Below are 26,500 nucleotides of genomic sequence, written 5' to 3' on the forward strand. Positions count from 1 at the left end.
TGGGAATGCATCAAGTGACGCTCTGCGTCACTGGGACGCGGAGCGTCCCGGGCGGCATTCCCACGCGGAGCGTGGGAACGATCAAACGCAGACGCGTTCGACGTGGGAACGATCAAGTAAAGCGCTGTAGATATTCGAGGTGTTCCCGGTGTGCGACGTCCTGCACCACCGGGCGCAATCTGACCTTCGCCCCCGGCAGACACTGTGCCAGTCGAGCCAGCGCCAGCGGCGTCAAGGCACCCAATCGCGGATAGCCGCCAATGGTCTGCCGATCATTGAGCAACACGATCGGCTGCCCGTCCGGCGGCACCTGCACCGCGCCCAGCGGAATGCCCTCGGAAATCATCGGTTTGCCCTGATACTGCAACGCCGTGCCCAACAGACGAATACCCATGCGATCGGCGCGACTGTCCAGCGTCCAGGCACGGTTGAAGGCATCGAACAGGCTCTGCCCGCTGAACTGACCGATCTGCGCGCCCAGCACCAGATCCAGTGGCGCGTCGAGGCGCAGGTCCGGTCGATGCTCCGCCGGAACCTCACACATCAACAGGGTTTCGCCCTGATAACTCAGCGAAGCGCCCTTGGCCAGCGGCAATCCAAAACCATCAAGACCGCCAAGCTCCTCACGCACCACCGTGGCACTGCTGCCCAGCACTTTCGGCGCACTGAAACCGCCGGGCGCCGCTAGATAGGCCCGAGCCCCCAGCAACGGTTGGGTGAACTTCAAGGTCTGCCCTTTGCGCAGTTTGAAACTGCGCCACGGCGCCAACCCCTCACCGTCGATCTGCGCGCCAAGATCCGCGCCAGCCATTGCCAGCAGACAATCCTCTTGCGCCACCACCGTAAACCCGCCGAGGGTGATTTCGATCACCGGCAAGTCCAGGCCATTGCCCAGCAGCCAGTTGGCCCAGGCCATCGACCGCCAGTCCGCCGCGCCGCCCTGAGTCACGCCCAGATGGCGCACGCCAAACCGCCCGGCATCCTGCAACAGGCACAGCGGCGTACTCGCTTCAATCGTCAGTCGGCTCATGCCAGGGCCTCCAGAGGCGTGTCGTCACCACCGAGGCGGATGAATTCGGCGTGGCTCACCGCTTCAAAACGCACGGTATCCCCGGGCTGCATGAGGCTGTAGCCATCGCGTTCACGGTCGAACAGTTTTGCCGGCGTGCGACCGATCAGGTTCCAGCCACCGGGAGACACCACCGGATACGCGGCCGTCTGCCGCTCGGCGATGCCGACGCTGCCGGCGGCGACTTTCTTGCGTGGGGTATTCAGACGTGGTGCCGCGAGAACTTCTTCCACCAGCCCCATGAACGCGAAACCCGGCGCAAAGCCTAGGGCGAACACCTGATATTCACGAGCACTGTGACGGCGGATCACTTCTTCCACCGCCAAACCGCTGCGTTGTGACAGCAGACTCAATTCCGGTCCGACGCTCAGGTCGTACCACACCGGTAGCACATGACACTGGCCGCCGGTGCGCGCGTTCGGCGACAGGTCGATCAAGGCTTCGGCGATCAATTCGCGAGCCTGACCCGGATTCAATTCGGTCAGGTCGTAATGCACCATCAACGTGGTGTACGACGGCACCAGATCGATCAAATGCTCGCCGAACACCGCGCGCAGCCGCTCACTGGCGGCGAGCATCCACGGCATGTTGGCTTCGGCAATTTCATCGAACAGGCGCAGCATCAGGCAATCCAGCGCCACCACTTCCACCCGCGGATTCATGGCGCGCTCTGCTCGTTCAGGGCCTGACGAATGCGCTGCACGGCAGCCACTGAACTGGCGTTGTCACCGTGCACGCACAGCGTGTTGGCTTGCAGGTGCAGCGCACTGCCGTCGCTGGCGGTGAGGTTGTCGCCACGGGCGATGGTCAGCGCTTGCCCGATGATGGTTTCGGAATCGTGGTGCACCGCGCCCGGCAGTTGTCGCGAGACCAGTCGGCCGACGCTGTCGTAGGCGCGGTCGGCGAAGGCTTCGAACCACAGGGTCACGCCGTATTCGTCGCCGAGCTGTTGCGCGGCCGTGTTATCGCGGGTGGCCATCAGCATCAGTGGCAGGCTGCGATCGTAAGCCGCGACGGCCTGAATCACCGCCCGCAACTGCGCCGGGTTGGCCATCATGTCGTTGTACATCGCGCCGTGGGGTTTGACGTAACTGACTTTGCCACCTTGGGCACGGCAAATGCCGTCGAGGGCGCCGATCTGGTAATGCAGGATGTCTTGCAGTTCCTGGGCGGTGTAGGCCATGGAGCGGCGGCCGAACCCCACCAGATCCTGATAGGCCGGATGCGCACCGATCTGCACGCCGTGGCTCAGGGCCAGGCTGACGGTCTTGCGCATGATGCTCGGGTCGCCGGCGTGAAAGCCGCAGGCAATGTTGGCGCAGTCGATGAAGGGCATGACTTCCGCGTCCAGACCCATGGTCCAGCTGCCGAAGCTCTCGCCGATGTCACAGTTCAATAGCAGGCGGCTCACGGTGAACACTCCTGTAGTTCTTTTCTTTTTTTGCTGTGGGACAGACAGTGTCCCGCAGGTTATCAGTTACTGCGCGTCCAGTTGCTTGCCACGGGTTTCCGGCAGGCTCAACGCCGCGAGAATCACCACCCCGTAGGACACCGCCGCAAAGGCACCGATGCCTACACTCAGCGGCACTTTCTGGCTGAGCAACCCGATCAACAGCGGGAACAACGCCGCCAGTGCCCGGCCGATGTTGTAGCAGAAGCCCTGCCCCGAGCCGCGAATCCGGGTTGGAAACAGCTCGGTGAGAAACGCGCCCATGCCACTGAAAATCCCCGAGGCGAAGAAGCCCAGCGGGAAACCCAACCACAGCATCACGCCATTGCTGACCGGTAATTGGGTGTAGAGCAGAACGATGGTGAACGAGCCGACCGCGAACAGGATGAAGTTCTTCTTGCGGCCCAGCAGGTCGGTCAAATAGGCGCTGATCACATAACCGACGTAGGAACCGATGATCACCATCGCCAGATAACCGCCGGTGCCGAGTACGCTCAAGCCGCGTTCGTTCTTCAGAAAAGTCGGCAGCCAGGAGGTGATCGCGTAATAACCGCCGAGGGCGCCAGTGGTCAGCAATGAGGCGCGAATGGTGGTGAAGAGCATGCCGGGGGCGAAGATCTCGTAGAACTTCGAAGGGCTGTCCAGAGTTTGCTTGGCTTTGGCTTCGCGGTAGATCTCCGGGTCTTTCACCAGACGCCGGACAAAAATCACGAACACCGCCGGCACGATGCCGAGGATGAACAGTGCGCGCCAGGCGTCTTCCGGTGGCAGCACCGAGAACAGCAGCGCGTACAGAATCGCCGTCAGCCCCCAACCCAGCGCCCAGCCGGATTGCACCATGCCCACCGCCTTGCCGCGATCCTTGGCGCGGATCACTTCACCGATCAGCACCGCGCCGGCGGTCCATTCACCGCCGAAACCGAAGCCCATCAGGGTTCGGGCGATCAGCAGTTGTTCGTAGTTTTGGGCGAAGCCGCAAAGGAAAGTGAAGAAGGCGAACCACAGCACCGTCAGTTGCAGGGTGCGCACGCGGCCGATGCGGTCGGAGAGAATCCCCGCCACCCAACCGCCAATGGCCGAAGCGATCAGAGTACTGGTGTGGATCAGCCCGGCCTCGCCAGTGGTGATGCCCCACATCGCGATCAGGGTCGGCACCACGAAGCTGAGCATCTGGGTGTCCATGCCGTCCAGACCGTAGCCGATCTTGCAACTCCAGAAGGTCCGGCGCTCCTGCTGATTGATGTTGCGATACCAGTCGAACGGGCCGGGACGGGCCGCAGTCTTGGGGAGGTCGAGGGTGTCGGGCGCACTCATGGCATGTCTCCGCAGGCTTTTATTAGTCTTGTTCGAAGCTCCGACGACGCCTATCGTGGGAACCGGATGCGTCGATTCTTGGGTGCGTCACCCGGTCGCGTCCAACGAATAAAAACCCGCCCAAGACATAAGAAAAATTTGTTGCCATGAACCTGAAGTTTCTCGAAACCTTCGTCTGGGTCGCCCGGCTGAAAAGTTTTCGCCTGACCGCCGACAAGCTGTTCACCACCCAGGCTTCGATTTCCAGCCGGATTGCAGTACTCGAAGGCGAGCTCGGGGTGAAGCTGTTCCTGCGTGACTCACGCGGCGTTAGTCTGACGCCCGAAGGTTTGAAAGTGCTGGATTATGCCGAGCAGATGCTCGACACGATGCAGGCGCTGAAGCAGTCGATCGAGACCCGATCGAGCAAGGTCGGCCGGGTGCGCATCGGGGTGATGGACACGGTGATCCACACCTGGCTCAGCCCGTTGGTGGCGCAGATGACCGATCTGTACCCTCGAGTGGAAATCGAGCTGGTGGCGGATACCTCGCTGAACCTCTGCGATCAGCTGCAAAAAGGCTTTCTCGACTTGATCCTGCAAACCGATCTGGTACGTCAGGAAAGCGTGCGCAGCCTCGAACTGGCCAGCCACCCGATCGGCTGGATCGTCGCCAGCCAATCAATCTACAACCGCGACTACCAAAACCTCGCCGACCTGGCGCAGGAACGGATCATCACCTACTCGAAAAACTCCCGGCCGCATCAGGACATCCTGGCGCTGATGCAGGCCCAGGGCGTGCTGGCGCCACGGTTGAACTGTGTGAATTCAGTGTCGGCGATCACCCGTCTGTTGCGCGACGGATTCGGTATTGGCGCGTTGCCGCCGGTACTGGTGGCCGAGGAACTGGCGCGAGGGGAATTGACCCTGCTTGACATCGAACAGCGTCCGCCGAACCTGCAGGTGGTGGTGTCGTGGCGGGTCGGTGTGGAATGGGTCGAGGAGATTGTGACGCTGTGTCAGCAGGTGCTGGAGGAATATGCGCGCAAGGTAGGTACGGATTACATCGTTCTAAGTTGATCGTTCCCACGCTCTGCGTGGGAATGCCTAAACGGACGCTCCGCGTTCGGCTTTGGAAGGGACGCGGAGCGTCCCGGGCTGCATTCCCACGCGGAGCGTGGGAACGATCTTCATAAGTCTTACAGCCCGCGCACATCCCGGTCTTCGATCGGCCGGCTCTGGCGCAGGCGCTTGCCGCCCAGCACCACCCAGTCGATCAGACGGAACAGGCATTCAAGGCCGAACGACAGCAACATCGCGCCGCTCATGCCCCAGATCATCGCTTCCGGCGTCAGCAGGATCTGGTAGCTGTAGCCGTTCCAGGTTTCCTTGCGGATGTCCGGGTCGGCGGCCAGCACCACTTGCAGGAAGCGGATGTACCACGGGCCCTGCATCGCCTGGAATTGCTTGTCCAGCGCCAGCTGACGGTTGAGCAAGGTGCTCAGGCTGTCGGCATCGCTGCGAAACACCGGGTCTTCGCTGGCACGGTAATGGGCGACCAGTGCCTGGATATCACCCTTGAAAAACTGCTCGGCGGTGCCCTGGAAGCCGCGTAGACCAGTCTGCGCCTCGATCAGGTGCGCTTCGACCCGCTTGGCGTAATCGTTGATGAAGCCCGGCACCTGGACACCGATCAACAGGCCCGCCGCAAACAACACCAGCCGTAGATAACTGAGCAACATGGGGGTGCAATCCTTATTCGGTCGTGCCCTGGCTGACGCATTCGCCGCGTCGCCACAGGCTCCATTGGCCCGGTTCGTAGCGGGTCCAGGTTTCGTTTTCAGTCAAGGGTTCGGTGGCAATCACCGTGACCACGTCGTTGGGCGTGGTTTCGGCCTGGAAGTCGACAATCACATCGACATCCTTGAGCCGCGCCGGGCCAAACGGTGCGCGTCGGGTGATCTGCGCCAGTTTGGTCGAGCAATAGCAGAACAGCCAGTCGCCGTCGCTGAGCAGGCAGTTGAACACGCCTTTGCTGCGATATTCGGCGCAGGCCGCGACCAGATCCGGCAGCAGCACTTCTATATCGACCGGTTCCGGAAACGCTGCACGTACCCGGTTGAGCAAATCGCAGAACGCCGCTTCGCTGTCGGTATCGCCGACCGGGCGGTAGAAACTCTTGATCGGGGTGAAATCGGCGAGCTGACCGTTGTGCGCGAAGCACCAGTTGCGCCCCCACAGTTCGCGGACGAACGGGTGGGTGTTGGACAGACAGACCTTGCCGACGTTGGCCTGACGGATATGCCCGATGACCACTTCGCTCTTGATCGGATAACGCTGCACCAGATTGGCCACTTCCGACTCGCTGCTGGCCGCCGGATCCTGGAACAGGCGCAGCCCACGACCTTCGTAGAAGGCGATGCCCCAGCCGTCGCGATGTGGCCCGGTGCGACCGCCGCGCTGCATCAGCCCGGTGAAGCTGAACACGATGTCGGTCGGCACGTTGGCACTCATGCCCAGTAATTCACACATGTGCGGACTCTCGTGATTACAGACGCGGCTCGACCCGCATGCGCTGCGGATTGCTCGGCACCGGCGGGCGACCATAGCGGTCATCGCCGGCACCGCCGAACGGTTGATCGGCGTCACGCTCGTCATCGGCACGGGCCGCTGCGCGGGCGGCTTCAGCCTGCTCCCGGCGGGCCTTGGAGGCGCGTTCGATCGGCAGGCGGATCAGCACAAAAATCAGATACAGACCGAACGCGATCATGGCGTACATGAGCAGTTCGGAAATGGCACGCCAGGCGTTATTGCCGACCTTGAACGCCAGATCCAGCACGGTGATGGCGATGGCCGGGGCAAATTTTTCCTTCACCGGGTCAATGATGGTCGGGCTGAACAGCAACACCGCCATCAGCACACGCAGCGGCTCGCGCAGCCAACGCCACATCCAGCGGGTCATGCGCATCCACACCAGCAGGCAGCCCACGGCGGCAAAGGCGTAAAGGCCCCAGGCGATCAGATAGTCGTTCTCGGTCATGGTGTCCATGGCAAGGCAGGCAAAGAGGCGCTTATAGTAACGACTTTTCGCACGTCAGGCTTCCCCGCCGTCCGTGCTGCCCTTATTTGTCATGTCCGAGAGCTTTCCATGCCCGTATCCGCCAACGTCATCAGCGCCCCGATTGCCCACAAGGCCGCCGGTCACGACCCGTACGCCTGGCTGCAGGAACGCGACACCGACGCGGTGCTCGACTACCTCAAGGCTGAAAACGACTATCAGCAGGCACAGACCGCCGATCAGGCTGAGCTGCGCGAAACCCTGTTCGAAGAGATCAAGGGCCGGATCCTCGAAACCGACCTGTCCCTCCCCTCGCCATGGGGCCCGTACCTGTATTACACCCGCACCACCGCAGGCGACGAATACGCCCGCCACTACCGCTGCCCGCGCCCGGTCGATGACAGCCTGACCCTCGACGAAAGCCGCGAACAACTGCTGCTCGATCCGAACGCACTGGCCAACGGCGGCTTTTTCTCCCTCGGCGCCTTCAGCATCAGCCCGGATCACCAGCGTCTGGCCTACAGCGTCGACGCCTCGGGCGATGAGATTTACACGCTGTTCGTGAAGGAATTGTCCAGCGAGCGCGTCAGCGAACTGGAATTCCAGGACTGCGACGGCAGCATGACCTGGGCCAATGACAGCCTCACGCTGTTCTTCGGCGTACTCGACGACACCCATCGCCCGCACAAGCTGTTCCGCTATCGCCTCGACGGCACGGCCGCCGAAGAGGTGTTCCACGAACCGGACGGGCGTTTCTTCCTGCACTGCTACCGCGCCAGCTCCGAGCAGCAATTGCTGTTGTCGCTGAGCAGCAAGACCACCAGCGAAGTCTGGGCGCTGGATGCCCATCAGCCGCAGCAGCCGTTCACCTGCCTGGCGCCACGGGTCGAGGATCACGAATACGACGTCGACCACGGCAAGCTCGATGGTGAGTGGACCTGGTTCATCCGCACCAACCGCGACGGCATCAACTTCGCCCTGTATCAGGCGCCGGACACCGGCATCGCACCGAGCGAAGCCGACTGGCAGAACCTGATCCCGCACAGCGATTCGGTGATGCTCGATGGCGTGACCCTCAACGCCGAAGCCCTGACCCTGAGCCTGCGCGAAGGTGGGCTGCCGATCATCGAAGTTCGCCCACACGGTCTGGCGCCTTATCGCGTGCAATTGCCGGACGCGGCCTACAGCCTCTACGTGCAAAACAGCCTGGAATTCGAAAGCGACCGCATCCGCCTGCGCTACGAGGCGTTGAATCGTCCGGCTCAGGTTCGGCAACTGATCCTCGCCACCGGCGAGCAGACTGTCCTCAAGGAAACCCCGGTGCTCGGCCCGTTCGACGCCGACGCCTACGTCAGCCAGCGCCTGTGGGCGACCGCGCCGGACGGCACCCAGGTGCCGATCAGCCTGGTGATGAAACGGGAAATGGTTGGCAAACCCGTGCCGTTGTACCTGTACGGTTACGGCGCCTACGGTTCAAGCCTCGACCCGTGGTTCTCCCACGCCCGCCTGAGTCTGCTGGATCGCGGCATGGCGTTCGCCATCGCCCACGTGCGCGGCGGCGGTGAGCTGGGCGAAGCGTGGTACCGCGCTGGCAAGCAGGAGCACAAGCACAACACCTTCAGCGACTTCATCGCCTGCGCCGAATTCCTGATCCTCAACGGCATCACCACCGCGCCACAACTGGCGATCAGCGGTGGCAGCGCCGGTGGCCTGCTGATCGGTGCTGTGCTCAACCAGCGTCCGGATCTGTTCGGTGTGGCGATTGCCGAAGTGCCGTTCGTCGACGTGCTCAACACCATGCTCGACCCGGACCTGCCGCTGACCGTCACTGAATACGACGAGTGGGGCAATCCCGAAGAGCCGGACGTTTACGAGCGGATCAAGGCCTATGCGCCGTACGAAAACGTCACTGCACAGGCGTATCCCGCAACACTGGTGATCGCCGGCTATAACGACAGCCGCGTGCAGTATTGGGAAGCGGCCAAGTGGGTGGCGAAATTGCGCGCGACCAAGACCGATGACAATCCATTGCTGCTCAAGACCGAACTGGGTGCCGGCCACGGCGGCATGAGCGGGCGTTATCAGGGATTACGTGACGTAGCGCTCGAATATGCATTTGTTTTCAAGGTTCTGGGCATTGCCTGAGGAACTCCGCCGGTCACTTGGGTCTTAATTCCAGACCCGATAGGCCGATAGCACATCAATCCCCTGTGGGAGCGAGCCTGCTCCGGGCGGCGATCCGACGATAGCAATCTGTCAGTCATGTTGATGTTGGCTGACACTCCGCCATCGCGAGCAGGCTCGCTCCCACAGGAGTTCTGTGCAACGCCTTGAAACAGTGAAAACAAAAAAAGACCGCACGACATGTCAGAACCCACTCTACTGAACAACGAAATCCGCGACTGGCTGATGGACTGCGGCCTGTTCGATCAATTGCAACTGGCGGATTTCGCCGCCGCCTCGGGTTACTTCAGCATCAGCACCGTGGCTGAAGGCGAAGCGATCTTTCGCGAAGGCGATGCCGGCAGTTTCATGTGCATCATCCACACCGGCCAGGTGGCCGTGCAGAAAACCGGTGGCGACGGTCAGGTCGTTACCATGGCTACCCTGCGCAGCGGTCGGGCATTCGGTGAAATGGCCGTGCTCGACGGCGAACGCCGTTCGGCGACTTGTGTGGCGGCGAGCGACTGCCAGTTGCTCAACCTCGGCAAGGACTCGCTGGAAAAAATGCTCAACGACGCGCCGAAGATCGCCGCCAAGATCATCCGCGCCCTCGCCGTCTCCCTGTCCAAACGCCTGCGCATGGCCGACGGCCAGCTCGCCGCCCAGCAGATCTAGCCCCCCGGGGATTTGGGCTTGCTGTCGTTCTGTTCCAGGCCCGGCAATGGCTGATCCTTGGACGGCGGGCTGGGCATTTCGATCGGCACCAGCGGCGGGCCGCCACTGCCGGGGCCGGCCTTGGGAATCGGCACCGGACTGATCTGCGGATACGGGGTTGGCGTCGCCGTGCCGGGCGAGCCCGGTTGCGGTGTCGGGCTGACGGGAATCGTCTGTTGCGCCTGTACGGCAGTTATCGAGAGCGCGGCCAGGGTAATGACCGTTAGAATGGTGCGCTTCATCAAGGGCTCCGTTGGCCTGAAGTCTGCCTTCAGGCTACTCCCAACGCGCCGGCTTGCCTTCCCCCCTGTAGAGATTTCCATGAAACGTTTCGTTCTGCTCGACACCACGCCGATCCCTGACAACGGCGGCGCCCTGTGCCTGCTCGAGTATGGCGAGGACTTCGTCATCAAGATCCAGGGTGGCGACGGCGGCCAATTGATGAACACCCGCATGCACGGCTCCGAAGATGCGCTGGCCGAGATCCCGTGCCGCAAGGTCGCCGGCCGGCCGAACTCGCGGGTGCTGATCGGCGGTCTGGGCATGGGCTTCACCCTTGCCTCCGCGCTCAAGCACCTGGGCAAAGGTGCCGAAGTGGTGGTCGCCGAACTGGTGCCCGGCGTGGTCGAGTGGAACCGTGGCCCGCTCGGTGAAAAGTCCGGGCGCCCGCTGCTCGATCCGCGCACGGTGATCCGTCAGGAAGACGTGGCCAAGGTGCTGCAAAGTGAGCCGAACGGTTTCGACGCAATCATGCTCGACGTCGACAACGGCCCCGAAGGCCTGACCCAGAAGGCCAACAGCTGGCTGTATTCCGCCGCAGGCCTGGCCGCCTGCGCCAAAGCGATGCGGCCCAAAGGCGTGCTGGCGGTGTGGTCGGCCAGCGCCGACCGGCAGTTTTCCGACAAATTGAAGAAGGCCGGTTTCAAGGCCGAGGAAGTCCAGGTCTTCGCCCACGGCAACAAGGGCACGCGCCACACGATCTGGATTGCCGAGAAGCTCAAGGGCTGAGCTAAACTTGCGTCATAACCGTCATTAGTCTTCTGCAAAGGTGAACCCATGAGTTCGTCCACCCCGACCAACACCTCGAAGCTGGATCGCATCCTCGCCGACAACCAGCGCGACAAGGAAATGGGCTACCGCGACAAGGCCCTGAAGATGTACCCGCATGTGTGCGGCCGCTGCGCCCGTGAGTTTTCCGGCAAGCGCCTGAGCGAACTGACCGTGCACCACCGCGACCACAACCACGACAACAACCCGCAGGACGGTTCCAACTGGGAACTGCTGTGCCTGTACTGCCACGACAACGAACACTCGCGCTACACCGATCAGCAGTATTTCGGCGAAGGCTCGCTGAGCACGCCGAAAATCGCCAAGGCCACGCACAATCCGTTTGCGGCACTGGCCGGTCTCATGAAAAAAGAAGACTGAGTTCCCCAACTCTGATGTGATCGTTCCCACGCTCTGCGTGGGAATGCCTCAATGGACGCTCTGCGTCCGCTTTGGGACGCGGAGCGTCCCGGGCTGCATTCCCACGCGGAGCGTGGGAACGATCAACAGCGTGGGAACGATCTGTCCTGAATCTGCCCGCCCTCCCCCAATCCCCGTATAATCGCCCTCTTTTTCCCGAAGGCACCCCGCTCGTGGCAGACAAACGGTACAGCTGCATTGGTTTGTATAACCCCAAATCACCGGAAAACGTCGGTTCGGTGATGCGCGCCGCAGGCTGCTACGGCGTGTCGACCGTGTTCTACACCGGCAAGCGCTATGAGCGCGCCGCCGATTTCGTCACTGATACCAAGCGCGTGCACTACGACATCCCGCTGATCGGCATCGACGACCTGAAAAAGATCCTGCCGCTCAATTGCGTCCCGGTTGCCGTGGAACTGGTTGACGGCGCCCGCCCGCTGCCGGAATACACTCATCCGGATCGCGCCCTGTACATCTTCGGCCCCGAAGACGGCTCGCTGGATCAGGAGATCCGCGACTGGTGCGAAGACGTCGTGTACATCCCGACCACCGGTTGCATGAACCTCGCCGCCACGGTCAACGTCGTGCTCTACGACCGCATGGCCAAAGGCCTGAACACCCGCTCCGGACCGAAATTCCGCTGAAACGCCGCACATCCGATGGAACGAGCTGACCGCCTGCGCAGTCAGCTTGTTTATCCATTACTCATTGCCTGGAGAAAGATCATGACCGAGCTCAAACGCGTCGAACGTATCGAATCCACCCCGTTTCAGAGCCGTCCTGAGCAGAACGTCGAAGGCTGGGAGCGCATCGGCTCGCTGGCCGGCGGCGTGATCATGGTCGGCAAGGGCCTGCGCCGTGGCGGCGTATTCGGGCTGATTCAGGTGGCGATTGGCGGCGTGGCCATGGCCCGCGGCATCACCGGCCACAGTTCGGTGAAAAGCCTGCTGGAGAAAAGCCGTCAGGACATGAACAACGTGCGGGCGAAGATCGAGCGGGCCGGTGAAGAGCTGAGCAAGCTCAAGGCCAATGCCGAGGCGGCGACCAACACCGCCACCGTGACCGGCAATGACTCGGTGAAATCGCCGAAAGCCGGGGTTTGACCACTACCGAAGCAACCCGCTATCAAGGACTTTGGACGACTCGCCGAGAATGCTTTCGGCGAGTTGCACGAACTCTTTGGTGTTCACCGTCCCCAGATGCATCGCCCCGCGCAGCATGTCGTCCAGCGAGCGCTTGTTGCGGGTCTTCAGGCGAATCTCGCCGTCCAGTTCCTGCAACAACAGCACCGCTTTCGACAGCTGCGCGGGGCTGATCTGCTCGCCGCGCAGGGTCGTGACTTTCTGACTGTCCTTCGCGAGTTTCGCCTGCAAGCTCTGATAACGCTCGTCACTCATGCCGCCGGCACGGCGCACCAGTTCGATGGCGTAATACTCGGCAAACCCTTCGCTGATCCAGTCGCTGCGCTGTTCGTCGTTGATCCGCCCGAACACCTGTGCCAGTTCGCGCACCAAAGCACTGCTGCCGCTTTCGCTGACCAGCGGCAAGCGCGTGTTGAGGTAGATCGACTCCCGCGCCGCCAGGCTGCCACGCCACATCGGGTCATTGGCGCCGACGATCAGCAGTTTGCTCGGGTGGCGCGGAAACACCGCCTGCACCTGCGGCCAGACAAACGTCAGCAGCGTCAGCACGTCCATCCGTCGCATGCCCTGCCCTTGGGGCGAGGCCACGGTGACTTCGGTTTCCCCCAACCGCGTGCGGCGGCTGCCGAGGTGGCCGGCGAGCATCCAGCCGGTCGGGCGGTCGAACAGGCGTGACGGATTGTCGATACGGAATTGGTTCTTGCCGATGCGCGGCCAGGCGGTTTCGACGCTTTTCCAGCCGTCGGGCAATTCGAAGTGCAGGCGCGCGACCAGCTCGATGCCATCCTGCTGATCAAGCTTGGCCGGCGGCACCAGTTCATCGCCACGCATCAACGCCCAGGTCGGGGTCATGCGCGTGTCGAAGCTGCCGTTCTTGCGGCCGTGGCTGATGCGCACGCGGTAGGTCAGACTGGCCTTGTCCGCCGTCGGGCGCCAGACCCCGCGCGCCGGTTTGCCCGGCGTCAGTTGCCATAGGCCGTCAGCCTTGAAGTCGCTGTAGTGGCTGCCATCGCCCAGGTCGAAATCCAGACTGCGCACCGCTTCGCCTTTGGCGAGGGTCAGGCGCACTTCGGCCTGATCGCTCTGCAGCAGCAGGCGTACCTGATAATCCAGATCGACTTTCTTCGCCGCCCACACCGGCGCACTCAGCGCCAGCAGCGTGACGATCAGCGCCCGGCGCAATCCCGTCGCCATACCTGCTCCTTGGTCAATCGTCAGCCTGCGCGAAAAATCAGGTGATCTTCCCAGTCGTCTTCCGGCACGCTGCCTTCGGCCAGCATGCGCCCGGACTGGGAAATCCGTTCGTGGTGCACCGCATCGCGATCACCGCAGACCAAGTGATGCCACAGCGGCAGATCCTTGCCTTCGCTGACCAACCGATAACCGCAGGTCGGCGGCAGCCATTTGAATTCTTCGGCCTGGCCCGGGGTGAGCTGGATGCAGTCCGGGACAAACTTCATGCGGTTCGGGTAATCGCTGCACTGGCAGGTTTTCAGGTCCAGCAGTTTGCAGGCGATGCGCGTGTAATAGACGCTGTTGTCTTCTTCATCCTCGAGCTTTTGCAGGCAGCACAGGCCGCAACCGTCGCACAGCGATTCCCACTCCTCGTGATCGAGTTGATCGAGGGTTTTGCGTATCCAGAACGGTTCGACTTTGGCGGCCATGGCTCAAGCATCAACATCAGGTGGTGAAAAGGCCGCCAGTCTAGTGCCCAAGGCCCCGTGGGCCAAGCGCTGGCGACTGCCGGTTGTGCGGGGCTTGTCAGTTTTTGCACGGCCAAGTAGCTTTGCCGGTCACACCAGGCCTTTGCCGGATGCCATTAACACTCGACCGCGTCGCATCCGGTGAACTGCAGGCTTGCGCCACAACCCCATCGTTCAGCCCAACTGATCCCGCCGGGTTTCACTTCCAACCTGTCCTCAAACGTAGCAAGGAATCTTTCGATGAGTGCCAACCCTCGCGTTGCCGAATACGCCATTCACCCGCAGTTCACCGATCGCTGGTCGCCCCGCGCCTTCACCGGCGAAGCGATCCCGGAAGAAACCCTGCTGAGCTTCTTCGAAGCCGCGCGCTGGGCGCCATCGGCGTACAACTCGCAGCCGTGGCGTTTTCTCTACGCCCGTCGCGACACGCCGAACTGGGAGCGTTACCTGGGCCTGCTCAATGAATTCAACCGCAGCTGGGCACAGCACGCTTCGGCGCTGGTGATCGTGATTTCGAAAACCACCTTCACCGCACCGGGCGCCACCGAAGAAACGCCAGCGCTGTGGCACACCTTCGACACTGGTTCCGCGTGGGGCCATCTGGCGCTGCAAGCGAGCCTGAGCGGCTGGCACACCCACGGCATGGCCGGTTTCGATCAGGAGCTGACCCGCAAGGAGCTGAACATTCCGCAAGGTTACGCGCTGCATGCCGCCGTGGCGGTGGGCAAGCTGGGTGACAAGGCAACCCTGGCCGAATACCTGCAAGCACGGGAAGTCCCGAGCCCGCGTCGTCCGCTGAGCGAACTGGCGGCTGAAGGCGATTTCACCCTTTAAAGCTTCACCACATGATCGTTCCCACGCTCTGCGTGGGAATGCCTCAAGGGACGCTCCGCGTCCAGTGACGCGGAGCGTCACGGGCTGCATTCCCACGCGGACGGTTCGACGCCTCGACGTGGGAACGATCTCTAGTCAGTAACCGCGTGCGAAATCCACTTCCCCGCGCAACGCCTCTCCCGCCTGATACGCCCGCAAGTTATCCAGAAACAACTGCACCATCATCGGCGGCGAAGTCGGCGCCGAGCTGTGCCCGGTCAACAACAAGCCCCAGGCGGTCCAGAATGGATGCCGCTGCGGCAGCGGTTCCTGACGGCAAACGTCGATTACCGCGCCGGCCAGATGGCCTTCCTTCAATGCTTCGACCAGATCTGCATCGACTACCGCCACACCGCGTCCGGCGTTGATGAACAAACCGGTCGGCTTGAATTGCTTGAACAGCGCAGCGTCGTAGATATCGTGGGTGTGCTCGGTGTTGGGCAGCAGATTGACCACGTAATCCACCTCGCCGACCAGACGCGGCAAGTCCGCCATCGAACCGACTTCGACAAACGGCGCCTGCTCGCGGGCGCTGCTGGCGATGCCGTACAACTCGACGCCGAACGGCAGCAGGAACTGCGCCACACTCTGGCCGATGTCACCGGTGCCGACGATCAGCACCTTGCGTCCGACCAGACTCTGGCCGGTGCGGTTGTCCCACTTGCGCTCGACCTGGCTGACCAGCCGCGCCAGCACTTCGCGCTCGTGGCCGAGCATGTAGGTCAGCACGTACTCGGCCATCACCTGACCGAAAATGCCGACCGCCCGGGTCAGGCGGTAATCCCGGCGCAAGCCGTCGGCCAGCAGCGGCGTGATGCCGGCCCAGGTCGATTGCAGCCATTGTGGCTGGTGGCCCTGACGCAACAGGGTCGCCAACAGATCCGGCTGGCCCAGCCACACCGGGCAATCAGCAGCCTGGCGGGCCAGTTCGGCGGAGTCGCCACTGGTCAGCACTTCAAGCTCCGGGGCCGCCTGACGCAGCAGTCGGGCGTATATCGCGTGGTCGTGTTCAGCAATCAGAACGCGCATCTTCAAACCTTTCGCAAACCGTGCAGGCGGCCGTCCACTTCGTGGCAGCCGTCGCCGTAAAAACCGTTCCAGGGGTTACCAGAGGCCCAGGACAGGGCCTCGCGGATCAGACCGGGTCGTTGCGTCGCAGCAACTCTTCGGGCAAGTGTTCGATGTACTCTTCCTCGGCCGGTGGCATCTGCAGGTGATAGCCCTGCTTTTCGAGGTTTTCCAGGACCACGGCGATGTCTTCGCTGGCCAGCTTGCGCTCGGGGGTCAGCACCAGATCGAAGGAATGCCTGGCCTTGCCGAACGCCGCCATCAGGCCTTCCGGCACGCGCTCCAGCGCATCGCTCTTGAGCACGTACAGGTACATGCCGCTTTTCTTCGAACTTTGATAAATGGAACAAATACGTTTCAAGGCTGTTCTCCGGCGGTGGCCAGGCTGTCGAGCAGCTTCTGGCCCATCAATTCGCGGCGCCAGCCACGCAGCGAATCAGGCAATTGGTAAGGGCCCTCGGGGAAGCCGCTTTTGACCAGCGCTTCGAGGGTTTTCTTGCGCAGCATCAGTTCCGGCGCGATGCCCAGACGCTCAGCTTCGGCCTGACCGAGCGCCCGCAGCTGTTTGATCAGCGCGGCAGCTTCGATCGGCAGCGGCTCCGGCACGGCTGGCGGCCATTGATCAGGCCCCACACTGCCAGAGCGCTTGATCAGATCAAGCAGAAACTCGCCGTCCTGACGCACGGTACGCGGGTGCATGTCTTCGATCTTGCCCAGCGCGCTGAGGTTGTCCGGTTGGGTCCGGGCCAGTGGCCACAGCGAGTGTTCACGCACGATACGATTGCGCGGCAGATCGCGGGCACGGGCTTCGCGCTCGCGCCAGGCACACAGTTCGCGCAGCACGGCCAGTTGGGCGCGGGACAGTTTCCACGCCAGTTTGGCCTCGCGATACACCTCGTACGGATCGGTCTCGCGGCGCAGGTTGGCAACCAGTTCGGCGCCGTCCTCCAGCACCCAGGCGAATTTGTCGTCAGACAGTTTCGGACGCAGTTGCACGAAAACCTCCGCCAGATGCACGGCGTCTTCGGCGGCATAGCTGATTTGCGTGTCGGACAACGGACGCTGCAGCCAGTCGGAACGGGTTTCGCCCTTCGGCAGTTCGATGCCGAGCACTTCCTGCACCAGACGCGAATAGCCCATCGAGAACCCGAGGTTCAGGTAGGCAGCGGCCAGTTGGGTGTCGAACAGCGGCGCCGGCAGGCTGCCGGTCAGGCGCAGCAGGACTTCGAGGTCTTCGCTGCAGGCATGCAGGACTTTGAGCACCGCCGGGTTTTCCAGCAACGCGGCCAAGGGTTGCCAGGCGTTGATGGTCAGCGGGTCGATCAGGTAGGCGCGTTTGCCGTCGCCGACCTGCAACAGCCCGGCAATCGGGTAGAAGGTGTCGACCCGCATGAATTCGGTGTCGAGGGCAACGAACGGCAGCTGCTGCCACTCGGCGCAAAACTGCGCGAGGCTATCGTTGTCGCGAATCCAGTGAATATCGATGGCCACACGGCTCTCCCTTCAAGAATGGCGCGCAGTATATATCGCCACCGGCGCTTTCCGCGCCTCTACAGGGCAAGAGCTTGATGAAATCTCCTGCCTGAGGGAAAGAATAGTCTTACAGAGTGAGTCTGCCGGCTCAGTCCTTGGCCAACACCCCGTCGATCACCGCGCCCCGGCAACCGGCAAACATGTCGAGATCCTGCTGGTAGACCTTGCTCTGCACCTCCAGCAGCCCGAGCATCGAGTGGAACAGGTTGTCCTGGCTCAGCGGCTTGTCACGGCTCATTTGCAGGCAATGGGTGTCGACCGAGTAGGACTTCTGATAGCTGTCGGAGAACCACGCCAGCATCGCCACGTGTTTCTGTTGCTCCGGCGCCAGCATGTACGGCGTGCCGTGGAGGAACAGGTTGTACTCGCCCAGGGATTCGCCGTGGTCGGACAGGTACAGCATGGCGGTATCGACCTTGTCCTGATTGCTGCGCAGTACGTCGATCAGGCTCGACAGCACATGGTCGGTGTACACCAGCGTATTGTCGTAGCCGTTGACGATGCTCTCGCGGCTGCAATTGTTCAGCGCGTTGCTTTCACATACCGGGGTGAAGTGCTCGTATTCCTTCGGATAGCGCTTGAAATATTCAGGGCCGTGGCTGCCCATCTGATGCAGGACCAGCACGGTGTCCTTGTCCAGGTGGTCGATGAAGCTTTGCAGGCCTTGCAAGAGAATTTCGTCGCGGCATTCGCTGTTGGCGCACAGCGCCGGATCCTTGAGGTTGCTGACGTCCTGCAGGGTGACGCGATCGCAGGTGCCTTTGCAGCCGGACTGGTTGTCGCGCCAGATCACGTCGATCCCGGCCCGTTTCAGCACGTCCAGCAGCCCTTCCTCATTCTTCGCCTTGCTGGCGTCGTAATCCTTGCGGCCCATGTTGGAGAACATGCACGGCACCGACACGGCGGTTTCCGTGCCGCAGGAATGCACGTCGGTGAAGGCGATCAGGCCGGCTTCCTTGTCCAGTTTCGGCGTGGTGTCGCGGTTATAACCGAGGATGCCGAAGTTTTCCGCCCGGGCACTTTCCCCCACCACCAGCACCGTCAGGGATTTGCGCGGATGATTTTGCACGGCGGCATTGCGCTGGGCGTCTTCGCCAATCGTGACGAACGGTTGCTGCGCCGAAGCCACCTGCTCACGCAGATAACCGGCCGAGGCGCCGATGTAGTTGCTCGGCACCAGCATCAAGCGAATTTCGTGGTGATTGCGAAACAGCGACGACAGCCCTTGATAATTGGCCAGCGCAACGCCGCCAATGAGCGCGACCGACGCGACACTAACCACAACTTTGCTTAATAACTCGCGATGCCAGCGACGATAGTTGACTGGAACTTTCCACAACAACCAGGACGGCAAGACACCCAGAAACACGATATAAGCCAGCAACTTCAAAGACAGCAGATCGCGCACTTCAGTGGCATTGGTTTCAGCAAAGTTACGAAACATGCCGGCATCGATCATGACCCCGTATTGGCTCATGAAATAAGCCACGCCGGCACTGACCATAAACAACAACGTCAACACGGGTTTCAACACGGGTCGAAACGCCAGCAACGTCAGCACGATGTTATACGCCGCGAAGATCATCACCCCGAACGCAATGCGCATGGCAATGCCTTTGCCGTCCGCAGCGGTGATATCGAACAGGTGCTGCCAGAGAACGAAATTGAATCCGGCCAAAAGAAAGGCGCTGGCAAACAACGTCACCCATTCCGGGCGCACGGCTTTTAACTTGAACATGGCGAGTGGCGATTTCCTTGGAATAAGTGCCGTCGTCAATTGTGAAAATTTCATTGACTCAGACCACACAAACTTTATGCAGGCAACCATCAATTTTTTGTGAAAAAGAAGCCAACGATTAGTTGGCACATGAAATAACCATGAAACTTGCAGAGTATTTGAGAATGATTCAGCTGTGGTTCAGTCGCGGGCAACGAAAACGCCGTATCGAATTTCTCGATAGCGCTCCTGACTTTCTGATTTGCCGCCCTGCTCGCCTGCCCGCCTAATCGACCGCCTACGGTTCAAAGGTCTGAAGATGGAAAACGTTCGCGCCACTGCCCGCCCCGCTGTCTGGCTGATGCCCGGCATCATCCTGGTCGCCCTCAATCTGCGTCCGTCGATGGCGGCGGTGGGGCCTTTGCTCTCGGCCATTCGCGGCGATGTGCCGCTGAGTTTCAGCCTTGCAGCGTTACTGACCCTGCTGCCGGTGATGGCGATGGGGCTGGCGATGTTTTTCGGCATGGCGGTCAGCCAGCGCCTCGGTGAACAGCGCACGGTGCTGCTGTCGTTGCTGATCATTGGCGTGGCAACGCTGTCGCGGTTGTTCCTCGACTCGGCGGGGGGATTGATCGCCAGCGCCGTGCTGGCCGGGATCGGCATTGCACTGATCCAGGCCTTGATGCCAGCGCTGATCAAATCGCGGTTTCCCGACAACGTGGCGCTGTGCATGGGGCTTTACGTCACTTCGATCATGGGCGGCGCGGCGCTGGCCGCATCGTTCGCACCGTGGGTGATGGTGGAGACCGGCAATTGGCGGGCAGGTCTGGCGGTCTGGGCGGTTTTGGCACTGCTCGCCATTCCTGTGTGGTGGACAACCCGCGCCACGTCACCGGACACCATCCGGACCGTCGTCAGAAAAGAATTTTTCTTCACGAATTCCCGCGCCTGGTTGCTCGCGATCTTCTTCGGTCTGGGCACCGCGTCCTACACCTGCGTGCTCGCCTGGTTGGCGCCGTACTACGTGGAAAAAGGCTGGAGCGAACAAAACGCCGGCCTGATGCTGGGTTTTCTGACGGCCATGGAGGTGATTTCCGGGCTGGTGGTGCCCGCCATCGCCAATCGCAGCCGTGACCGACGCCTGGTGCTTGGCGCCCTGCTCGGCCTGATCATCGCCGGATTCCTGGGTCTGATCCTCAGCCCGCTGCACCTGAGTCTGCTGTGGCCCTGCCTGCTCGGGTTAGGCATCGGCGGACTGTTCCCGATGAGCCTGATCGTGTCCCTAGATCACCTCGACGAACCGCAACGTGCCGGCGGGCTGACCGCATTTGTACAAGGCATCGGTTACCTGATTGCCGCACTGTCGCCGCTGATGGCCGGCGTGGTTCGCGATCGACTGGGCAGCTTCGAGTGGGCGTGGTGGTCACTGACAGCAGTGATGGCGCTCATGCTGCTGATGGTGCTGCGTTTCAATCCACGGCATTACGCACGGCACATGGCTAATCTGACCGACCCGTCTGGATAAAGGCTTCTGGCCATCTTTGCCGGGTTTGATTGGGCACGTCGTGTTACTAAAACTTTCTGTCCCACAACTGACCGTGAAACGTCCTACAGGGCTTTCTCCTGGCACCATCGTTCCGTTACGATCAAGCGCACACGTTTGCGCGGATTCGGCGCAAGGAGCACAGCGAGACAGAACGGATGCTGAACAGTAACTTGCTTAGAAAGCTCGACATGCAGGATCTCATGGTGTTTGTCGCCGTGTATGAGCAAAGCAGCGTCACCGATGTCTCGGAGGCGCTGTTTGTCAGTCAGTCCACCGTCAGTTACTGCCTGAAAAAACTGCGCACCAGCTTCGAAGACGAATTGTTCGTCAACACCCGCACAGGCATGCGTCCGACCTACAAGGCCAGCAGCATGTACGGCCATGTGCAGAAAATCCTCGAAAGCATCAACCTGTGCCACGCCGGCGCCCCGACCTTCGACCCGATGGCGCAACCGGTGACCTTCAACATCTGCGCACCGGAATACTTCGAGCAACTGATCCTGCCGCGAATGTTGAAACGCTTCGACTTCGATGATTTGCCGGTGATGGTCAACATGCACAAGTTCGAGACCGACGTGCCGGTCGAAGAATTGCGCGACGGCAGTCTCGATCTGGTGATCTGTTTCGGTCCGAACTTCCATCGCAGTCACGCCGACCTGAAATCACGCATGCTGCTGGAAGATGACCTGGTCTGCGTCTTCGACAAACGCGCCACGCCGCTGGAACCGCGCCTGAGCCTGCAAGCCTTCACCGAACGCCGGCATGTGTTCCCGACACCGTGGACGTCGACCACCAACATGGTCGATGGCTGGCTGGCACGGCAGGCGCAGAAACGCCAGATCGTCGCCCGTTCCAACAGTTACAGCGCGGCGCTGAAGATGATCACCGGCACCGACTTCATCCTGACCCTGCCCCGGCGCATTCAGCGTTTGCTGACCAACGACGCGGTGTTCCAGCACTGCGAGGCGCCCAATGGTCTGCCGGGCTTCACCCTCGACATGCAGTGGAGCCACAACGTCGATCAGGACAGCGCCAACCTCTGGTTGCGCGAGCAGGTCATCAAGACCTGCGCGGAGCTGGAAGCCGCCTGAGTCCTACACGCCAATGGCGGTCTTGCTGTAGGACCCACGGTCGATGTCGAGCAGTTCCACGCTCAACTGCACCTCGACCCCGACCGGCCATTCGCACAGTTCCTGCAACACCGCCAGCAGGCTCTGCGAAAGTTGCGTCTTGATCTCCGAGGAACGACCGCTGAGCAGCGCCAGCCTTACCGCCACAAAGGCGCGCTCGTTCATGGCGGTGCCGACCTTGAAGGTTTCAACCTTGGTGGCACGACTCTTGATATCGAACTCCGCCGCGAATTGACCGGAACCCACCAGCGTGTTGTTGAGCCGGATCAACGCCACGTCGGCGTTCAGTTGCGGCAGGTTGGCGGTGTATTCCAGGTGCAGATGTGGCATCTCGGTGCTCCAGCGGTTCGGCAGAAAGGTCGTACATATAACACAGCATCGTCTGACTCACTCCAGCGATGACATCACCGGACGCTCACTCATGAACTGCTCCAGCCGCGAGCGCAACCAGCGCTCGGCCGGGTCGCTGTCAACGTGGCTGAGCCAGACCATCGACAGGTCGAGGGTCGGGGTCTTGAACGGGAACGGCTCCTTGAACAGCAGCCCGGATGCGGCCATGGCATCGGCGGTGTAGTCCGGCAGGCTGGCGATCAGATCGGTGCCGGCCAGCAGCGCCGGCAACGAACTGTACTGCGGCACCGACAGCACCACCTGACGGGTGCGGCCGATGTCCGCCAGCCACTCATCGGCGTAGCCGCTGACATTCGCGGTGTGGGAAACCAGCACGTGCGGTCGTGCGCAATATTCATCGAGGGTCAGTGGCGTGTCGGACTTGTCGGCACGCAGGATGCTCGGCTGAATGTGCCGCAACAATTTGCGCTTGGCATTGGCCGGAAGGCCGCGGGTCTGGCTGATGCCGACGGTGATATCGCCCGCGGCCAGCAGATCGGGAATCCGCCAGTAATCGACGTGCTGCACCACGAACACCACGCTCGGCGCCTCTTGGCGCAAGGCGCGCAACAACGGTGGCAGCAGACCGAATTCGACGTCATCCGACAGACCGATGCGAAAGGTCATGGTGCTGACGGCGGGATCGAAATCCCGGGTCAGGCTCAGCGCCACCGACAGCGAGTCGAGCGCAGGCTTGAGATGGCGATAAATGTCTTCGGCACGGGCGGTCGGCTCCATGCGATGGCCGACGCGAATGAACAACGGATCGTTAAGCAGGGTGCGCAGACGGTTGAGCGCCGAACTGATGGTCGGCTGGCCGAGAAACAGTTTCTCGGCGGCCCGGGTCACGTTGCGTTCGAGCATCAAGGTCTCGAACACCACCATCAGGTTGATGTCGGCCTTGCGAAGTTCATTGCGGTTCATCCATTGCCCCCCCGATTCCCAGATGGCGGCAGTGTAGAAAGGCCGTGAGGGCGGCGTCCATCGAAACGCGGCGTCATTGCACCGTCAACGTCTTCAGCCCCAGGCCCATGACCCGTGAATCGTCGTTGATATCCAGTTGTCGGGGACTGATGGCATCCGGCAGCTGCAATTCGATATCGAGCCGGTCATCGCTCCCGAGGCGCTGGCTGAGCTGGGCGCTGATCGGGATTTCCAGGCGATTATCTTGAAACTGCGTCAAACGGGTCTCCAGTACCTGTTGGCCGTTCAGACTGACTATCACCCGCTGGCCGGGGTGCCGGGGCTGGATGAATGCCAATGCGTCGATCACGATCGAGCGTGTCGGAGGGAGCACCCGCAATTGGATTTTCGCCTGTCGCCCTTCCGTCCACGTCCCCCAGCTTTCCGGCGTCGACCAGCCGCTGACCAGTTGTCGGTTTCGATAATTGAAGGTGAGCGTTTGTCCCGGGCGAGTGAGGGGGATCAGTGACATCCGCCGCCCCTCATCCTCCACGGACGGGCACTGCACACAGCGTTTCCAGCCCGGCGCCAGCACCGCAACCCCATCCACGCGCGTCAGCAGATCGGTTTCACTGTTGATGGTTCTGGCGGCATCGACCAGCGCATCGTCGTCCAGCAGGTACAGAGAATCCGCGTCGTATTGCCCCGAGTCAAGCATCGCGCGTGCTTTCTGCTGTGCCCGCGCCAGCGCCGAAGTGCTCATGCGTCCCAGATAGACCGCGTCGGTTTTCATCCCGTGGGTCGCTGCGAAACCGGCAATCATCTGCCAGCGCTCACCCTGATTCCGTGGCATCAGGCTGCGGACATTGGCATAACGCGCTGCGGCACTCGTCCAGAAAGGATCCGTCATCGGGCTGGCCCAGACCGACGAAGGCGCCACCCATTTTCCCTGCCGCAGCCCCATCCAGCCGTTGCGGCTGTCGGCGACCTGGATCAGCAGCGCCACCGCAAGCAGACCAATGGCGATACGCGGTCGATAACCGCGCACCACCAGAAAAATCGCAGCCAGGATGCAGACGTACAGAACCGGCCAGAACATCCGGCCCGAGGCACGAAAGATATTGGCCAGCGCGACAAGACTTTTCGGCAGCGGATAACCGAAGTTCCACGCCCCGATGCCGATCTGATTCGACAGCGCGAACAGCCATAAACCCAACAACGCCATCAACAGCCATGGACGTGCGCGCACCTGATGGTTCAGCGATTGGTGGTTGCGAAACCAGGCCATCAGCGCCAGCGGCATCAACAAGAGAACGCCCAGGCCAAGGTAGTTGAAACCTTCGTAATCCCCGTCAGCCTTTGGCAGGTCAGGCAGGATCAATGACCAGCCAGCCGGGTCGACGGGCGACAACAGATTCATCCTGTACAAACCAAAACCGCCGGAGGCCGCACCATCGGCAATGCTGAAGTAACCGGCCTGCCAGCAACACACGCTCACCAGGGCGAAAAGCATGCCCCCTTCGATCACACTCTGACGCCGGCTCAAAGACTGATTGAATGTCTTGCCCAGCAGATCCGCCACCCAGATCAGCGCAACCATCGCCAGCAGATAGGCGTGCACCCATGCCGTCACCGCCAGCAAGGCTCCCCAGGCGAGGCGCCGTCGGCGCAGATTTGGCAGCAGCGCCAGGTACAGCGAGGCCAGGATCAGGAAATGGCCGGCCAGTGAAAGATGCCCGCCCATGCGCAAGAACATCGCTGGCGAGAACACCAGCAGCCCGGCACCCAGTAGTCGAATCACGGGATTGGCCGTCATCAGCCCCATCAGTTTCCAGCCAAACCAGGCCTGCAGGACACAGCAGGCCAGCAGCCACAATCCGAAATACTGAAAGGTGTCCGGCAACCAGGCATTGAATGGTTTGAACAGCAGCGCCAGCAAAGGATTGGAGTCGGAAAAAATGATCGCACTGCCCAGTTCCAACCCGTAAGAAGGATTGAGCCCGAGCGGAAAAACCCACGGCGAATGCCGGAAAAACGCCCAGCCCAGATAATGCGTTGCAGGATCGCCCTGCTGCAGCCAGGCAATGTTCTGCGGGTTCAGCGCCTGCGGCCCGACTACCAGAAAAAACACCAGAACACCCAATAACACGGGCAATAGAAATAGAGCCGGATGCTCGCGTGAATCCTTCATCGATACGTCCAGAAGTTATGCAGTACAAACGTGAACGCCGGAATCGTCAGCGCCACTGCACCGATACCCGCCAGATAATGCAGCCCGGCCATCTGCGCCGCCCAGGCCACGAACATCGCCAACAGAAAGCCACCCGCCGAAACCATCAGAAAACGCAGCAGGGTCTTGCCGTGCAACCGGGCGGAAAAACTCCAGGTGGTGTTGATGATGTAGGACACCACCGTCGCCACGATAAAGGCCACACCATTGGCCAACGGAGGCAGGGGGCTGACGAAGTTGATGAACAGCACCGCCACCAGCGCGTGCAGCGCCGTGACAAACAGACCGGTCACGGCGAAGCGCAAGCCGCGCTGGATCAAGGCGGATCTTTCAGTGGGTGTCACGGCTTGCGCGCCAGCACGAAGACACTCAGACCAGCGAGGCGATTGATACCCATCAACGGCAGCTCAAGACTGCACAGGGTTTTCAGCAGCATATTGACCAACGGATGGTGTTTTTTCAGCTGTGAACGCGGTGCCGAACCCCGAGTGCCGCCGGGCATCAGGCGCGACGCCAGCGCAAGCGGGAACACCGCTCCGAAATAATAGGCGCCCCGCTCCACCGTCAATCCGGCGTTGCCCGCCAGAGCCTCGAATTGCCCCAGGGTGTAGCGACGCTTGTGTTCGAGGAAATCATCGTGCCCGCTCCACATGAACTGGAACGCCGGCACGGTCATCAGAAAGCGACTGCCGGACGGCACTTTGTCGACGTAGGACTTGAGCAGGCCGAGGTCGTCTTCGACGTGTTCCAGTACATCCATCAGTAACACCAGATCAGCGTCGACGTTGTCGATCGAGCGACGGTAATGCACCGGTTTGCCGGCGGTGGTGGCGCTTGAATCGGCCGGGTAGCTGATGTCCACGCACCACGCTTCGCGCGCCGCCGTGCGGGTCAACAAATGATGGGAGAAGAATCCTGAACCGGCGCCGACGTCGAGAATTCGTTTGATCGGCGCCTCACCCAGCAGGCGGCGGGTGGCGGCCGCTTTGGAGCAGTAATACCAATGCTCGCCGATGCTGTCGCCGAGGATGTCGGTTTCCTTGAGATCCATG

29 protein-coding genes are annotated in these 26,500 nt (G+C 61.5%); 10 read left to right on the forward strand and 19 right to left on the reverse strand.

Annotated elements, in window-relative coordinates; translation table 11 throughout:
• Nucleotides 1-112: 112 nt before the first annotated feature.
• The 4 genes from BMZ46_RS04645 to BMZ46_RS04660 form a co-directional block, all read right to left on the reverse strand.
• A complete protein-coding gene (locus BMZ46_RS04645; protein ID WP_074691109.1) occupies nucleotides 113-1,030 on the reverse strand; it encodes a 5-oxoprolinase subunit C family protein in 918 nt (305 codons plus the stop codon).
• Nucleotides 1,027-1,731, reverse strand: a complete 705-nt coding sequence (locus tag BMZ46_RS04650) for a 5-oxoprolinase subunit B family protein (protein WP_074691108.1) — start codon at nucleotides 1,729-1,731, stop codon at nucleotides 1,027-1,029. Before BMZ46_RS04650 ends, BMZ46_RS04645 begins: the two co-directional genes overlap by 4 nt.
• Nucleotides 1,728-2,480 (reverse strand): 5-oxoprolinase subunit PxpA, encoded by a 753-nt coding sequence (locus BMZ46_RS04655; RefSeq protein WP_039772754.1) that lies wholly within the window; start codon nucleotides 2,478-2,480, stop codon nucleotides 1,728-1,730. The genes BMZ46_RS04650 and BMZ46_RS04655 overlap by 4 nt, the downstream gene beginning before the upstream one ends.
• A 66-nt stretch (nucleotides 2,481-2,546) precedes the next feature.
• A complete protein-coding gene (locus tag BMZ46_RS04660) occupies nucleotides 2,547-3,833 on the reverse strand; it encodes an MFS transporter (RefSeq protein ID WP_074691107.1) in 1,287 nt (428 codons plus the stop codon).
• Between the two features lie 146 nt (nucleotides 3,834-3,979).
• Between BMZ46_RS04660 and BMZ46_RS04665 the strand changes: the two genes are divergently transcribed.
• Nucleotides 3,980-4,891: a LysR family transcriptional regulator gene (locus BMZ46_RS04665; protein ID WP_039772623.1), complete on the forward strand. Its 912-nt coding sequence runs from the start codon at nucleotides 3,980-3,982 to the stop codon at nucleotides 4,889-4,891.
• Between the two features lie 119 nt (nucleotides 4,892-5,010).
• Here the strand turns inward: BMZ46_RS04665 and BMZ46_RS04670 are convergent, their stop codons facing one another.
• Genes BMZ46_RS04670 through BMZ46_RS04680 form a run of 3 tightly spaced genes read right to left on the reverse strand, consistent with a single transcriptional unit; the run spans nucleotide 5,011 to nucleotide 6,860 of the window.
• Nucleotides 5,011-5,553 (reverse strand): DUF2937 family protein, encoded by a 543-nt coding sequence (locus tag BMZ46_RS04670; RefSeq protein WP_011332934.1) that lies wholly within the window; start codon nucleotides 5,551-5,553, stop codon nucleotides 5,011-5,013.
• Between the two features lie 13 nt (nucleotides 5,554-5,566).
• A complete protein-coding gene (locus BMZ46_RS04675) occupies nucleotides 5,567-6,343 on the reverse strand; it encodes a class II glutamine amidotransferase (RefSeq protein ID WP_025110635.1) in 777 nt (258 codons plus the stop codon).
• 16 nt (nucleotides 6,344-6,359) lie between these two features.
• A complete protein-coding gene (locus BMZ46_RS04680; protein ID WP_074691106.1) occupies nucleotides 6,360-6,860 on the reverse strand; it encodes an MFS transporter in 501 nt (166 codons plus the stop codon).
• 99 nt (nucleotides 6,861-6,959) lie between these two features.
• On the opposite strand from BMZ46_RS04680, the gene BMZ46_RS04685 reads away from it, so the two are divergent.
• Nucleotides 6,960-9,014 carry a S9 family peptidase gene (locus BMZ46_RS04685; protein ID WP_074691105.1) on the forward strand — a complete coding sequence of 685 codons (2,055 nt, stop codon included), beginning with the start codon at nucleotides 6,960-6,962 and terminating at the stop codon, nucleotides 9,012-9,014.
• 219 nt (nucleotides 9,015-9,233) lie between these two features.
• Nucleotides 9,234-9,707 (forward strand): cyclic nucleotide-binding domain-containing protein, encoded by a 474-nt coding sequence (locus BMZ46_RS04690; RefSeq protein WP_074691104.1) that lies wholly within the window; start codon nucleotides 9,234-9,236, stop codon nucleotides 9,705-9,707.
• On the opposite strand, the gene BMZ46_RS04695 is transcribed toward BMZ46_RS04690, so the two are convergent.
• Nucleotides 9,704-9,988, reverse strand: a complete 285-nt coding sequence (locus BMZ46_RS04695; RefSeq protein WP_074691103.1) for a hypothetical protein — start codon at nucleotides 9,986-9,988, stop codon at nucleotides 9,704-9,706. The two genes, BMZ46_RS04690 and BMZ46_RS04695, sit on opposite strands and share 4 nt — an antisense overlap.
• A 79-nt stretch (nucleotides 9,989-10,067) precedes the next feature.
• Here BMZ46_RS04695 and BMZ46_RS04700 point away from each other — a divergent pair, with 79 nt between their 5' ends.
• From BMZ46_RS04700 to BMZ46_RS04715, 4 genes are all read left to right on the forward strand, one after another.
• Complete coding sequence (locus tag BMZ46_RS04700; protein WP_074691102.1) at nucleotides 10,068-10,754, forward strand: spermine/spermidine synthase domain-containing protein; 687 nt, start codon at nucleotides 10,068-10,070, stop codon at nucleotides 10,752-10,754.
• 48 nt (nucleotides 10,755-10,802) lie between these two features.
• Nucleotides 10,803-11,174: a YajD family HNH nuclease gene (locus tag BMZ46_RS04705; RefSeq protein WP_007944009.1), complete on the forward strand. Its 372-nt coding sequence runs from the start codon at nucleotides 10,803-10,805 to the stop codon at nucleotides 11,172-11,174.
• Nucleotides 11,175-11,386: 212 nt separating this feature from the next.
• A complete protein-coding gene (locus BMZ46_RS04710; RefSeq protein ID WP_007958066.1) occupies nucleotides 11,387-11,857 on the forward strand; it encodes an RNA methyltransferase in 471 nt (156 codons plus the stop codon).
• Between the two features lie 81 nt (nucleotides 11,858-11,938).
• Nucleotides 11,939-12,316 carry a YgaP family membrane protein gene (locus BMZ46_RS04715; RefSeq protein ID WP_039772634.1) on the forward strand — a complete coding sequence of 126 codons (378 nt, stop codon included), beginning with the start codon at nucleotides 11,939-11,941 and terminating at the stop codon, nucleotides 12,314-12,316.
• A 3-nt stretch (nucleotides 12,317-12,319) separates the two neighbouring features.
• Here BMZ46_RS04715 and BMZ46_RS04720 read toward each other — a convergent pair whose 3' ends face one another.
• A complete protein-coding gene (locus tag BMZ46_RS04720; protein ID WP_039772636.1) occupies nucleotides 12,320-13,549 on the reverse strand; it encodes a hypothetical protein in 1,230 nt (409 codons plus the stop codon).
• A gap of 20 nt (nucleotides 13,550-13,569) precedes the next feature.
• Nucleotides 13,570-14,019, reverse strand: coding sequence for a YcgN family cysteine cluster protein (locus BMZ46_RS04725; protein ID WP_007958058.1), 450 nt, complete (start codon nucleotides 14,017-14,019; stop codon nucleotides 13,570-13,572).
• A 279-nt stretch (nucleotides 14,020-14,298) separates the two neighbouring features.
• On the opposite strand from BMZ46_RS04725, the gene BMZ46_RS04730 reads away from it, so the two are divergent.
• Nucleotides 14,299-14,892 carry a nitroreductase family protein gene (locus tag BMZ46_RS04730; protein WP_039772638.1) on the forward strand — a complete coding sequence of 198 codons (594 nt, stop codon included), beginning with the start codon at nucleotides 14,299-14,301 and terminating at the stop codon, nucleotides 14,890-14,892.
• A 135-nt stretch (nucleotides 14,893-15,027) separates the two neighbouring features.
• Here BMZ46_RS04730 and BMZ46_RS04735 read toward each other — a convergent pair whose 3' ends face one another.
• The 4 genes from BMZ46_RS04735 to BMZ46_RS04750 all read right to left on the reverse strand — a co-directional run bounded on the left by BMZ46_RS04735 (nucleotide 15,028) and on the right by BMZ46_RS04750 (nucleotide 19,270).
• Nucleotides 15,028-15,960 carry a D-2-hydroxyacid dehydrogenase gene (locus BMZ46_RS04735; protein WP_039772640.1) on the reverse strand — a complete coding sequence of 311 codons (933 nt, stop codon included), beginning with the start codon at nucleotides 15,958-15,960 and terminating at the stop codon, nucleotides 15,028-15,030.
• Between the two features lie 106 nt (nucleotides 15,961-16,066).
• On the reverse strand, nucleotides 16,067-16,360 hold the full coding sequence (locus BMZ46_RS04740) for a YcgL domain-containing protein (protein ID WP_039772642.1): 294 nt from the start codon (nucleotides 16,358-16,360) through the stop codon (nucleotides 16,067-16,069).
• Nucleotides 16,357-17,490, reverse strand: coding sequence for a ribonuclease D (rnd, locus tag BMZ46_RS04745; protein WP_007958043.1), 1,134 nt, complete (start codon nucleotides 17,488-17,490; stop codon nucleotides 16,357-16,359). Before rnd ends, BMZ46_RS04740 begins: the two co-directional genes overlap by 4 nt.
• A 130-nt stretch (nucleotides 17,491-17,620) precedes the next feature.
• Nucleotides 17,621-19,270 carry a phosphoethanolamine transferase gene (locus tag BMZ46_RS04750; RefSeq protein WP_074691101.1) on the reverse strand — a complete coding sequence of 550 codons (1,650 nt, stop codon included), beginning with the start codon at nucleotides 19,268-19,270 and terminating at the stop codon, nucleotides 17,621-17,623.
• Nucleotides 19,271-19,568: 298 nt separating this feature from the next.
• Between BMZ46_RS04750 and BMZ46_RS04755 the strand changes: the two genes are divergently transcribed.
• Together BMZ46_RS04755 and BMZ46_RS04760 are read left to right on the forward strand one after the other, a co-directional pair.
• Nucleotides 19,569-20,774 carry a cyanate transporter gene (locus BMZ46_RS04755; RefSeq protein WP_074691100.1) on the forward strand — a complete coding sequence of 402 codons (1,206 nt, stop codon included), beginning with the start codon at nucleotides 19,569-19,571 and terminating at the stop codon, nucleotides 20,772-20,774.
• A gap of 176 nt (nucleotides 20,775-20,950) precedes the next feature.
• Nucleotides 20,951-21,886, forward strand: a complete 936-nt coding sequence (locus BMZ46_RS04760; protein WP_064383125.1) for a LysR family transcriptional regulator — start codon at nucleotides 20,951-20,953, stop codon at nucleotides 21,884-21,886.
• Between the two features lie 3 nt (nucleotides 21,887-21,889).
• Here BMZ46_RS04760 and BMZ46_RS04765 read toward each other — a convergent pair whose 3' ends face one another.
• From BMZ46_RS04765 to BMZ46_RS04785, 5 genes are all read right to left on the reverse strand, one after another.
• Nucleotides 21,890-22,255 (reverse strand): 5-carboxymethyl-2-hydroxymuconate Delta-isomerase, encoded by a 366-nt coding sequence (locus BMZ46_RS04765; RefSeq protein WP_074691099.1) that lies wholly within the window; start codon nucleotides 22,253-22,255, stop codon nucleotides 21,890-21,892.
• 57 nt (nucleotides 22,256-22,312) lie between these two features.
• A complete protein-coding gene (locus BMZ46_RS04770) occupies nucleotides 22,313-23,239 on the reverse strand; it encodes a LysR substrate-binding domain-containing protein (protein ID WP_039772651.1) in 927 nt (308 codons plus the stop codon).
• 73 nt (nucleotides 23,240-23,312) lie between these two features.
• A complete protein-coding gene (locus BMZ46_RS04775) occupies nucleotides 23,313-25,409 on the reverse strand; it encodes a DUF6311 domain-containing protein (RefSeq protein ID WP_074691098.1) in 2,097 nt (698 codons plus the stop codon).
• Complete coding sequence (locus BMZ46_RS04780) at nucleotides 25,406-25,792, reverse strand: GtrA family protein (protein ID WP_039772655.1); 387 nt, start codon at nucleotides 25,790-25,792, stop codon at nucleotides 25,406-25,408. Before BMZ46_RS04780 ends, BMZ46_RS04775 begins: the two co-directional genes overlap by 4 nt.
• Entirely contained in the window at nucleotides 25,789-26,499 is a 711-nt protein-coding gene (locus tag BMZ46_RS04785) for a class I SAM-dependent methyltransferase (protein ID WP_074691097.1), read from the reverse strand. Before BMZ46_RS04785 ends, BMZ46_RS04780 begins: the two co-directional genes overlap by 4 nt.
• Nucleotide 26,500 lies beyond the last annotated feature (1 nt).

It is taken from the genome of Pseudomonas sp. NFIX49 (genome assembly GCF_900115915.1).
Lineage (GTDB): Bacteria > Pseudomonadota > Gammaproteobacteria > Pseudomonadales > Pseudomonadaceae > Aquipseudomonas > Aquipseudomonas pharyngis.